Consider the following 11632-nt stretch of genomic DNA (forward strand, 5'->3'; position numbering starts at 1 on the left):
CCCGGCACAGCTCTTCGGAGAAGCGGTGACGGGCACGCCCAAGGGCTGCTTTGGCAAGGAGCCCGCCGGGTTCAACCCCGGCTCCGGCCCGTCGGGCCCTCCGCAGTGCCTCCACAGGTGGTGTTCAGGACGGTGCTCGAGCCGGTCTCTCACCACGAGGCCGGCCCTCGTCCATGTGCGGTTCCCCGGCGGTGCGAGGGAAGCTGCTCACCACCACCAGTGGTACAGGCCTCCGCACGGGCGCGAGCAGTGGCCGGGGTACGGCGGCTTGGGCACGGACGACACGGTGACCGTCGTGGTGCCGTTGGAGGCGTCGCAGGCGCCGTTGCCGTTGTAGGCGGCAGTGATGGTGCGCGTACCGGCCGTCGCGAAGGACACGGAGTACTGCGCCACGCCGCTGGCCGACACGGGCACCGTGGCAAGAAGGTCGCCATTGGAGAAGAAGGTCACCCCCAGGCCGCCGGAGGGGTCGGAGGTGCAGGTGACCGTCGCGGTCAGCAGCACCGGACTGCCGACCGTGGTGACCGACGGTGAAGCAGTCACGTTTGTCGCCGACGGCACTGCCGCTGCCGGTGAGGCTGAGGCCACCACGGCGGCCAGCGCGAGTGCGGCCGTACTTCCCCACATGCGTCGCGTAAGCACACGTCCCACGAGTCAGCTCCTTGCTCGGTTTCTGTTCGTCAGCCCTTGCTGACGTTGCTCACGCTAGGCATGAGTGCGCAGTCTTGCCGAGCAAGACTCCAGCAAAAAGTCCACTGGGGGGACTTCTTGAGGCAACCGTGTGACAGACCATGAACCCACAAGTTCGTTCGGGTAGTTCGGGTCTCGTCCCGGGCCGGTGATACCACGCGGGACACGGGCGCGCCGGGCTCCTCGGAGAATTCACCTGCCACCACGGCATGAACGACGCGTTCGCCGATCGCGCCGGAGACAGTGCCGGAAGGTTCCATGCCCTCTTCCGGAAGGCCAGCTGACGGCAGAGAAGCCGTCCGTGCGCTCGTGCCGGGTTCATCAGGTCGGTCGCGGACCAAAGCGTGAATTTATCTGGTAATTGCTCCGTCTGCGGCAACTTCTGGCTGTATGGGTGACGGCGCGAGTCCTCATGCTGGAGTGGTCGTTGGGCGGGGTGTTCAATTCTGGCCACGGGGCTCCGCAACGGCTGGGCTCCATGGCAGAAGACCGAAGGGAAGAAATTCCGTGTCGAAGATCAGCTTCGAAGAGCTCGACGGCCTGACCGGTGAGATGCTGCCGGAGCGCGCGGTGCTGTCGGCCTTCTACGGCGGTGGTCACGACGGCAGCAACATCGTGAGCAACCCCGTCTGCACGACTCAGCAGCTCCAGCCGTCCGGCGTCCTCACGACCCTCCTCGGGACCCAGAGCCAGAACCAGATCTGCCACGCCGCCGTGGCCAGCTCCAACTGATTTGGCGAGTCAGCGGCCGGGGTGCTCTGCCCCCGGCCGCTGCTTTTGTATGGGCAGGTTCCGGACCGTTCCGGGTGCGTCCATGCAGCCGATGAGAAAAGTGAATGGAAGGCTGCGGTGCTTTCTGTGTGTTCATTCCGGGTTCATCGGGTCGGTCGCGGACCAAAGCGTGAGTTTATCTGGTAATTGCTCCGTCTGCGGCAACTTCTGGCCGTATGGGTGACGGCGCGGGTCTTCATGCTGGAGTGGTCGTTGGGTGGGATGTTCAATTCTGGCCACGGGGCTCCGCAATGGCTGGGCTCCATGGCAGAAGACCGAAGGGAAGAAATTCCGTGTCGAAGATCAGCTTCGAAGAGCTCGACGGCCTGACCGGTGAGATGCTGCCGGAGCGCGCGGTGCTGTCGGCCTTCTACGGCGGTGGTCACGACGGCAGCAACATCGTGAGCAACCCCGTCTGCTCGACGCAGCAGCTCCAGCCGTCCGGCGCCCTCACGGCCATCCTCGGGACCCAGAGCCAGAACGAGATCTGCCACGCCGCCGTGGCCAGCTCCAACTGATTTGGCGAGTCAGCGGCCGGGGTGCTCTGCCCCCGGCCGCTGCTTTTGTATGGGCAGGTTCCGGACCGTTCCGGGCGCGCCCATGCAATCGATGAGAAAAGTGAATGGAAGGCTGCGGTGCTTTCTGTGTGTTCATTCCGGGTCCACCGGAGCAGCCGCAGATCAAAACTTGTGAATTTATCTGGTAATTGCTCCGTCTGCGGCAACTTCTGGCTGTATGGGTGATGGCGCGGGTTTTCGTGCTGGAGTGGTCGTTGGGTGGGATGTTCAATTCTGGCCACGGGGCTCCGCAGTGGCTGGGCTCCATGGCAGAAGACCGAAGGGAAGAAATTCCGTGTCGAAGATCAGCTTCGAAGAGCTCGACGGCCTGACCGGTGAGATGCTGCCGGAGCGCGCGGTGCTGTCGGCCTTCTACGGCGGTGGTCACGACGGCAGCAACATCGTGAGCAACCCCGTCTGCTCGACGCAGCAGCTCCAGCCGTCCGGCGCCCTCACGGTCCTCCTCGGGACCCAGAGCCAGAACGAGATCTGCCACGCCGCCGTGGCCAGCTCCAACTGATGCGGCGGGCCGGCGGCCGGGGTGTCCTGCCCCGGCCGCCGGCCTTGTGCGGTACAGGCTCGAAAAGGTGTGTGCCCTTGGAAGTCCGAAGCGGTGCCGGGTACCTCGTCGAGGTGGCGCGGCACCGCTTTCGGTGTTGCGGGGCATCCGGCTCCGGCATTGTCCAGGGGGGCGACGTCCCTTTCGCGGTGTTTTTCCGCAGAGGAATTTCTTCTTGTTCGATTTCTGGGTGCAGTGCGTGTCGGATGTGACTTCCCGAAGCGGTGGCAGTGGAGGGCGAGGGCGGCGGAGCGGCGTTTTCCTCGGCGAGGCGTGCAGCCTTCCGCGGAGCCGGCCGCGTCGCCGATCCGAGCTTCACCGGATCACCCTGGCATCCGCATCCACCCTTTGAGAAAGGTGGGTTGACGACGGAGAAGCTTTCCGTCCGTTCCTGCCGGGGTATCCGGACGACCACGGACCGAACGGTGTATTCGTCCGCCGGTTGCTCCGTCTGCGGCAACTTCCGACTGTACGGGTGACGGGGCGAACCTTCCGGTGGAGAGGTCGTTGAGCCGGTGTTCAAATCTTCTCACGGAGCTCTGCAGCGGCCGGGCTCCATGGCAGAAGACCGAAGGGAAGAAATTCCGTGTCGAAGATCAGCTTCGAAGAGCTCGACGGCCTGACCGGTGAGATGCTGCCGGAGCGCACGGTGCTGTCGGCCTTCCACGGTGGCGGCGGTCACGGTGGCTTTGGCGGCCACGGTGGTTTCGGTGGCCCCGGCGACGCCAACATCGTGATCACCCCCGTCTGTGCGACGCAGCAGCTCCAGCCGTCCGGTGTCCTCGACGCCGTCCTGGGGACCCAGTCCCAGAACCAGATCTGCCACGCTGCCGTGGCCAGCACCAACTGACCGGTGGTGCCGGCGGCCGGGGTGTTCCGCCCCGGCCGTCGGCTTTGTGTGCGCCTGTACTCGAAGAGGTGTTCTCTTGGAACTCCGAAGCGGTGCCGAATGCCTTGTCGAGACGTCATGGCACCGCTTTTGTGTGATGAGCAGTTCTCGATTCCGGAATCCCCCGGAGCAGCTCGGTGCTTTTTTCGGGACTCCGTTTCCTGTAGACACATTGCCTGTCGCCGCTCTCTTTGAGAGCAGCACATGTCAGTTGTGACGCGCCGAAGGCGGTGACGGAGGACGGTGAGGACGGCGGAGCGGCGTGCGCCTCCGCAAAGGCGCGCGACCCCCTGCAGGCCCGGCCGCCGCAAGGCCCGGCGGGAGAACTATCCCTTTGGGAGACCACCATCAGTACACACGCATCCACGCCGGTTCAGGCAGAGCCGCCCGCCCCTGCCGGGGCCATGCCCATGCTCACCGAAGGAACCGAATTGGTGGGCGAGTTCGCCGGCTCCGGATACCGTCGTCCGCCACGTCTGGTGTACCGCTTCGACGGGCAGGTCATCCAACTGCCCGACCTGCTCTACGAGACCGCCAAGGCGCTGGAGCGGCACCAGGGCGAGGCGGTGAAGTCCGGGAACAGCCGTGACCTGCTCGACCGCGTGGCGCAGGAAGTCACCCGGGCCACGGGGCGTACGTTCTCCGCCGAGCACGTGGCCTTCGTGCTCGACAGGAAACTCGCACCGCTCGGGATCACCACGCGGAGCGACGGCACCCTTGCCGGGTTCACCAAGGCCGCGCATCCGTTCCTCGGGCTCCGGCACCGCACCGCGGTGGTGTCCGAGAAGGGGTCCTGGTTCCTCGCGGGACTGTTCGCCTGGCTGTTCCAGCCCGTTCTGGTGCTGTTGATCGTCTCCGCGTTCCTGGCCGCCGAGATCTGGCTGTTCAGCACCCACAATGCGAGCTACGCCATGATCGCGGTGATGTCCGACCCCAGCGGTGTTCTGGTCATGCTGGGGCTGGCTCTGGCGTCCGCGGCCTTCCACGAGATCGGCCATGCCGCAGCCTGCCGTTACGGGGGAGTGCGCCCCGGGGTCATGGGGTGCGGGCTCTATCTGGTGTGGCCCGCCTTCTACACGGATGTCACCAACTCCTACCGGCTCGACCGGATCGGACGGCTGCGCACCGTTCTGGGCGGCGTCTACTTCAACAGCCTCTTCATTCTCGGCCTGATCGCGCTGTACCTCGCCGACCCGTCCCCGGTGGTGCTGGCGGCGATCATGCTCGTCAACCTGGAGATGCTCCAGCAGCTTCTGCCGACCCTCCGTTTCGACGGGTACTACATCATCTCGGACCTGGTCGGCATCCCGGACCTGTTCAAGTACATCGGGCCCATCCTGCGGCGCAACATCCTGCGACGGCCGCCGGAGGAGCGGCTCAAGGCCCTCAAGCGGTGGCCCCAGGTCGTCGTCACGGTCTGGGTGCTCGCGGTACTGCCCGCCCTCGCCCTGCAACTCGGCCTCATCGCCTTCCGCATCCCCCAGATGGCGGTGGCGGCGTGGAACACGGCCCACAGGCTCTTCACCGACGCGACCGCCAGCAGCACCCCCGTGCTGAGCACCGCGGCGGCCTGCGTGCAGATCCTTTTCCTGCTGCTGTCGCTGGCCGGCATCCTGCTCATGCTCTGGTACCTGGGCAACGCGGTGGTCCAGCTCATCCGCAAGCGCTTCAGCAGGCGGGCGGACCTCGCCGAGGTGAGCCGGCACGGCAGTCCGTGACCGCTGCCGCGGGCGGCCGCGGCCACCGGCCGGCCCGGGCCACGCCGTGCGAGCACGCCGCCGCGGCCCCGGCGATCGGTGCCGTCCCGACGGTCTGCCGACCCGGTCGGCAGACCGTTTTGTCGTCTCCGTCCCTTTTCCCGTCCTGTTTCCTGCCGCCTCCCTGCCGCTCTCCCCGGCTCGGCCGGTGCCGCGTTCCCGCGCACGCCGACCGGACGGCGGGGAGCAGAACGGAGAAGGGTCCGCACGCATCCGCCGGCCCTCGGGCAGGCGGCCCCGGAAGGACAGCGGGGAGAACGCCGCACCGGCGCCGCCGGCGGGTCCCCTGCGGTTTCCGGCCGGGGTGCGCAGAGTCGCCGGGCAGGTGTTCCTGCTCCAGGTCACGGTCGTCGTCCTGGTCGTCGCGGCCGCCCTGGGGCCCTTGTGCTCCAGGCCCGCAAGGACAGCACGGCCGATGCCCGGCAGCGGTCCCGGGACATCGCCGAGACGCTGGCGTACGCCCCGGACACGCTGAGATCCATGACCGGCCCCGATCCCTCCGCGCAGCCGCAGCCGCTTGCCGAGAAGGTCGTGAGAGGGACCGGTGTCGACCTCGTCGTCGTGTACTCCAGGGACGGGGTCCGCTGCACCCATCCCGACTCGGCCCTCATCGGGGAACGCGTCCCCGCCCCCAGCAGACCGCCGTCCTCCCTCACGACGCACACCCGTGACACCAGCCAGGGGCCCGCGGTGGTCTCGTACGCCCCCGTCGTCGGAGGCGACGGCACGGTCGCGGTCGGCATCGCGGTGCGGCAGGTGGAGGCCGCGGCGGCCCAGCAGATTCCGCTCCTCCTCGCGGCGGGAGCCGGGGGGACGGCCCTGTCGGCCGTCGGCACGGCGCTGGTGTGCCGGCGCCTGCTGCGCCAGACCCATGGCCTCGGGCCGGCGGAGATGACACGGATGTACGACCACCACGACGCCGTCCTGCACGCGGTGCGGGAAGGCGTCCTGATCGTCGGCGAGGACGGGCTGCTGCTGCCGGCCAACAGCGAGGCCCGGCGGCTGCTGGACCTGCCCCCGGACGCGGAGGGACACAGGGTCGCCGACCTGTCCCTGGACGCGGACCTGGCCGGGCTGCTGACGTCGGAGCGCGCGGCCACCGACGAGGTGCACCTCACGGACGACCGGCTGCTCGCGGTCAACAAACGGACCACCGCTCCGTACGGCGGTCACGCGGGCAGCGTGGTGACGCTGAGGGACACCACGGAACTGCGGGCGCTGACGGGGCGGGCGAGGTGGCACGCGAGCGCCTGAAACTCCTCTACGACGCCGGGATGGGCATCGGCACCACCCTGGGCGTGAAGCGCACCGCGCAGGAGCCGGCCCAGCCGGCGGCCGGGCGCTTCGCCGACTTTGTCACCGTGGAACTGGCCGAGGAGGTCCTGCGCGGCGAGGAGCTCGCCGGGGCGGTCACCACCCTGCGCCGTACGGCCGCGAGCGGCCCGTTCGCCCACCAGCCGTCGGCACCGGCGGGCGAACCGGTCCGCCTCGCCCCCGGCTCGCCCCAGGCGCGGTGCCTGGAGAGCGGGCGGGCGGTGCTCGTGGCGGACCCGACCACCGCGCGGGACCTGGACCCCGAGTGCACGCGGCGGCTTCTGGAACAGGGCGTCCGCTCCCTGATCACCGTGCCGCTGCGGGCCCGCGGCCCGGTGATCAGGGAGCGGTGGGCCTCCGGCGCCTGCTCGCCGGCCCGGGCCGGCCACCCGCCGCCCGCCCTGGTCCGCCCGGACGGCACCGTGCTCTTCCCCGAGCTGCCCGCGGGGGCCGCCCCTGGGCCTGGGCGCTCTGCCCTTCGAGAGCGTCGAACTCCGGCTGGCCGAGGGAAGCCGGCTGGTCCTCTACACCGACGGGCTCGTGGACGGCCGCGACCGGGACATCGACACCGGCCTCGAGGTCCTGCGCACCGCGCTCGCCCGCTCCGGCCCCTCCCCGGAACGGACCTGCCGGGCGGTGCTCGACGCCCTCCCCCCGGGCCGCGCGAGCGACGACATCGCCCTGCTGGTGGCACGCACCCGTGTGTTCGGTCCCGAGCAGGTCGCCGACTGGGACGTGCCCCGCGATCCCGCGGCCGTCCCACGGGTTCGCGCCGAGGCCATGGCGCGACTGGAGGAATGGGGGCCGGCGGAGGCCGGCTTCGCCACCGAACTCATCCTCAGCGAACTGGTCACCAGCGCCATCCGCCACGGAAGCGCCCCCATCCATGTCCGTCTGCTGCGCAACCGCAAGCTGATCTGCGAGGTCTCCGACGGCAGCAGCACCTCGCCCCATCTGCGTCACGCGGCCATCACCGACGAGGGCGGGCGCGGCCTGTTCCTGGTCGCCCGGTACGCCGAGCGCTGGGGCACCCGGTACACCGCCACCGGAAAGATCATCTGGACCGAGCAGCCCCTGCACGGCGGCGGGGCGGAACCGGGCGCGGATGTGGGCGATCCGCTCGACCAGTGGGCCGATGTGACGCTGTGACACCGGTACCGGGTCCGGAAGAGGCCGGAAGGAGCTGCCCGCCGCCGAGGAGGTGAGGAGATGTCGAGGGACGCCGGGAAGAGGCAGCACCGTGTGCCCTCGGTGTCGTACGGCACCCGGCCGGGCCGACGGCCGGCAGCCGCGCCGGCGGACCCGGTTCTTCCGGCGGGACGGTGGGCCGCCGGGCCCTCGCCGGCCGGACGTTGACCCGAACGGGGGATTTTTGGAGGTTTGTCCGGCCCTCCGGCGGGCCGGTGGAGAGCCTGTGCCGACCGCGCCCAGGACATGCCGTCCGGGGCGGCCGTACCGCTTCCGGTCATGTGTGCCGACGCGCTTCGCCGGCGGGTGCGGCCGGGCGCGACAGGGACCCGGTTTCGTGATGTGCGGCACATCCGCGCGGTGCAGCGGTCCGGCCCCAGCGCCCCGCCGCCCGCTCCGTCGTGGGGTGCGGCGCGCCGGATGTGACCAGGACCATGGGCGTCCGTGCCGGCGCGACGGGGGGACGGGTCGCCTCGGGCCGGCCGGAGCCGTCGGCCGGCGAGGGGGCGCAAGCGGTGCCGCCGGCGGTGGCGCCGGGAACGCAAAACGCCCCGAGGGAGGATTCCCTCCGGGCGTTTGTGCTGGTGACAGGTGGCGCCCCCGGTAGGACTCGAACCTACGGCCAAGCGCTTAGAAGGCGCCTGCTCTATCCGCTGAGCTACGGGGGCCTGGTGTGGTGCGGCCTCTGCCCTGGTGCCCGAGTGAGGGCTGATCCCTGACAGCGCCGGGGACAAGGATAGGGCTCCCGGATCCATGTCCCTGCTGCTTCGTCTCCGTGGCTCGATGTGGAGGTCCGGTGAAGCGGTCCTGATAATCGCAGGCAGGTGCGAATCGCGCATCGCTTTTGACGCCTGGCGCACCTGGTGTTGTGCACTCGTTATGCCGGGGCTCTGCCCGCGTCCCAGTCGCCCTTTCCGCCCCTTGTGTTCCGTCGGCGCGCGAACACGCTCATATGCTTCAGAATTCCCCTAAAATTGGGCATTCTTCGCATGTGGTGACCTTGGACGTACGGCCTCAACTGCTCGACGCACTCTCCGCCCTGCGCGACCGTGTCGCCGCCGTGCGCTTTCCGCTGCCCTTGGAGGGGGCCCCTCGCGCGCGTGCCAACCGCGACGAGTTGCTCGCCCAGCTCGACGACTATCTGGTGCCCCGGCTCAAGGAGCCCCAGGCGCCGCTGCTGGCGGTCGTCGGGGGATCCACGGGCGCCGGAAAGTCCACCCTGGTCAACTCCCTCGTCGGGCGGCGGGTCAGCGAGGCGGGCGTGCTGCGGCCGACCACCCGCACCCCGGTACTGGTCTGCCACCCGGAGGACCACCACTGGTTCAGCGGCATGCGGGTCCTGCCCCACCTCACGCGCGTGTGGACGCCCCGGGACGAGCCCGACCCCGCCGACGGCGTACTGACACCCGGGCAGGACCCCTCGCGGATCCTGCGCGTGGAGACCGTGGAGACCCTGCCGCCCGGCCTCGCCCTGCTCGACGCGCCCGACATCGACTCCCTGGTCACCGACAACCGGTTCCTCGCCGCCGAGCTGATCTGCGCCGCGGACATCTGGGTCATGGTCACCACCGCCGCCCGGTACGCCGACGCCATCCCCTGGCATCTGCTGCGCACCGCCAAGGAGTACGACGCCACGCTCGTGACCGTGCTGGACCGGGTGCCGCACCAGGTCGTCTCCGAGGTGTCCCGCCAGTACGGGGCGCTGCTCACCAAGGCCGGGCTCGGCCATGTGCCGCGGTTCACCGTGCCGGAGCTGCCCGAGTCCGCCTGGGGCGGGGGGCTGCTGCCCGCCACCGCCGTCGCCCAGCTGCGCTCCTGGCTGATCCACCAGGCCCAGGACCCCGCCGCCCGGCAGTACGCCATGGCCCGTACGGCCCACGGCCTGCTCGACTCGCTGAAGTCCCGGATGCCCGAGCTGGCCAGCGCCGCCGCCGCCCAGTACGCGGCCGCGCTGCGGCTCACCTCCGCCGTGGACAGCGCCTACGACAGCGAGTACGCGCGCGTGCGGAGCCGGCTGCAGGCCGGCGCCGTGCTCGCCGGGGACGCCCTGAAACGGTGGCGTGCCTTCCCCCTGGACTGCTCCGCCGGCGAGCTGCTCGACGCGCTCGTGGAGAGCCTCGGCGCCCTGCTGCTGTGCGCGGTCGCCGCCGCCGACGAGCGCATCGACGAGGCCTGGCGGCGCGAGCCGGCCGCCCGTGCCCCCGAACTCGCCGTCCGCGACCCGGAGCCGGAGAGCGCCGAGCACCGCATCGGGCTGGCCGTACGGCGGTGGCGGCGCGAACTGGAGGAGTACGCCGAGGACGAGGTGCACGAACTGGAGCGCGGCGTCGCACCGGACCCGGAGGTCGTCGCGGCCCTGGCCGCCACCGGGCTGCTGGGGGGCCGCCGTGCGCGGTCCGCGGGCGAAAAGCTCGCCGAGCGGATCGGCGCGCACGGGGCGCTGCGGCTGCGCGACCGCGCCGGACGGCTGCTCGCCGAGCTTCTGGAGCGGGTGATGCAGAAGGAACGCGAGCGGCGTCTGGCCCCGCTCGACGCCCTCGAGGTGCACCCCGAACCCCAGGCCGAACTGATCGCCGCGCTGTCCGTACTGCTGAAGGAGAGGTGACCGGTGACCGCCGTCACTGACCAGGACCGAACGGAACACACGGAGCGCACCGAGCGCACCGGGCAGACGGAGGGCGTCGTCGCCGGCAGGGGCAGCGGACCGGGCGGGCGCAGGACGGGGGAGGACAGGATCGAGCACTTTCAGGCGGTCGAGGACGCTCCGGAGGCCGGAAGCATGGAGAAGCCGGAGAAGCCGGAGAAGCCGGGAAGGGCGGAGAGGCCGGAAGGGCCGGAGAAACCGGAAAGGCCGGAGAAACCGGTGAACGCCGAGGAGCGCCGCCTCTCCGCCCCCGTGGCGGAGACCGCGCCCGCCGCGCCCGCCGCGCTCGCTCCCACGCGCGTGGGGCACGACGACCGTCCCCCGCGGGTGAAGGACGACGACCCCCCGAGCCGTACGGAGTCCGACGGCGTCTGGGACGACGGGCTGATCGCGCGCCGGGTCACCGAGCCGGTCACCGCCGGCACCACCCCCCTCCTGCCCGCCGAGTCCAGGCCCCCCAGGACGCCGACGGTGCCCCCGCTGACGTACGACGCACCGCTGCAGGAACGGCTCGACGCGCTGCGCGAACTGGTGGGCCTGTCCCGCACCCGGCTCGACAGCGGCACCCTCGCCGAGGCGAGCCGGGTCCTCGACGAGGCGGCGGCCCGGCGCCGGCTCTCCGGACAGCACACCGTCGTCGCCATCGCGGGCGCCACCGGCAGCGGCAAGTCCCAGCTGTTCAACGCGCTCGCGGGAGTGGCCATCTCGGAGACCGGGGTGCGCCGGCCGACCACCGCGGCGCCCATCGCGTGCAGCTGGAGCGACGGCGCGGCGAGCCTCCTCGACCGCCTCGGCATCCCGGGGCGGCTGCGCAGACGCCCCCTGCAGGGCCCGGAGCCCGATCCGCAGCTGCGCGGGCTGGTCCTGGTCGACCTGCCCGACCACGACTCGGCCGTCGTGGAGCACCGTGAGCAGGTGGACCGCATCCTCGCGCTGGTCGACGCCGTCATCTGGGTCGTCGACCCGGAGAAGTACGCCGACGCCGTTCTCCACGAGCGCTATCTGCGTCCCATGGCGGGCCACGCGGAGGTCATGTTCATCGTCCTCAACCAGGTCGACCGGCTGCCCGGCGAGGCCGCCGAACAGGTCCTGGACGACCTGCGCCGGCTGCTCGACGAGGACGGGGTCGCGCTCGGCGAGTACGGCGAGCCGGGTGCGACCGTGCTCGCGGTGTCCGCGCTCACCGGGGACGGCATCGGCGAACTGCGCGAGGCGCTCGGCCAGTTCGTGTCCGAGCGCACGGCCGCGGCACGGCGGATCTCG

Annotated in this window: 8 protein-coding genes, 1 tRNA gene and 1 pseudogene; 8 read left to right on the forward strand and 2 right to left on the reverse strand. The window is 70.6% G+C overall.

The features are described from left to right. Positions 1 to 207: 207 nt before the first annotated feature. A complete protein-coding gene (locus tag CCN35_RS10645; protein ID WP_236561326.1) occupies positions 208 to 543 on the reverse strand; it encodes an Ig-like domain-containing protein in 336 nt (111 codons plus the stop codon). Between the two features lie 654 nt (positions 544 to 1197). Between CCN35_RS10645 and CCN35_RS10650 the strand changes: the two genes are divergently transcribed. The 6 genes and pseudogenes from CCN35_RS10650 to CCN35_RS28900 all read left to right on the forward strand — a co-directional run bounded on the left by CCN35_RS10650 (position 1198) and on the right by CCN35_RS28900 (position 7686). Next, entirely contained in the window at positions 1198 to 1422 is a 225-nt protein-coding gene (locus tag CCN35_RS10650) for a hypothetical protein (protein WP_086792399.1), read from the forward strand. 332 nt (positions 1423 to 1754) lie between these two features. After that, positions 1755 to 1979 (forward strand): hypothetical protein, encoded by a 225-nt coding sequence (locus CCN35_RS10655; protein WP_086792401.1) that lies wholly within the window; start codon positions 1755 to 1757, stop codon positions 1977 to 1979. Between the two features lie 334 nt (positions 1980 to 2313). Next, on the forward strand, positions 2314 to 2538 hold the full coding sequence (locus CCN35_RS10660; protein WP_067398219.1) for a hypothetical protein: 225 nt from the start codon (positions 2314 to 2316) through the stop codon (positions 2536 to 2538). A gap of 625 nt (positions 2539 to 3163) precedes the next feature. Then, positions 3164 to 3427, forward strand: coding sequence for a hypothetical protein (locus CCN35_RS10665; protein WP_086792402.1), 264 nt, complete (start codon positions 3164 to 3166; stop codon positions 3425 to 3427). A gap of 449 nt (positions 3428 to 3876) precedes the next feature. Further along, positions 3877 to 5184, forward strand: a complete 1308-nt coding sequence (locus CCN35_RS10670) for a hypothetical protein (RefSeq protein WP_211285505.1) — start codon at positions 3877 to 3879, stop codon at positions 5182 to 5184. Positions 5185 to 5607: 423 nt separating this feature from the next. After that, positions 5608 to 7686, forward strand: a pseudogene (locus CCN35_RS28900) (SpoIIE family protein phosphatase). A 631-nt stretch (positions 7687 to 8317) separates the two neighbouring features. On the opposite strand, the gene CCN35_RS10680 reads toward CCN35_RS28900, so the two are convergent. Then, positions 8318 to 8393: transfer RNA gene (locus CCN35_RS10680), tRNA-Arg, on the reverse strand. Between the two features lie 323 nt (positions 8394 to 8716). Here CCN35_RS10680 and CCN35_RS10685 point away from each other — a divergent pair. Continuing rightward, the gene (locus CCN35_RS10685) at positions 8717 to 10330 is read left to right on the forward strand and encodes a dynamin family protein (RefSeq protein ID WP_086792404.1); all 1614 of its coding nucleotides are present in this window, start codon (positions 8717 to 8719) and stop codon (positions 10328 to 10330) included. 3 nt (positions 10331 to 10333) lie between these two features. Beyond that, on the forward strand, positions 10334 to 11632 hold a 1299-nt coding region (locus tag CCN35_RS10690; RefSeq protein ID WP_211285506.1), incomplete at its 3' end, for a YfjP family GTPase.

The sequence above is a fragment of the Streptomyces thermovulgaris genome, from assembly GCF_002155915.1.
GTDB classification, from domain to species: domain Bacteria; phylum Actinomycetota; class Actinomycetes; order Streptomycetales; family Streptomycetaceae; genus Streptomyces; species Streptomyces thermovulgaris.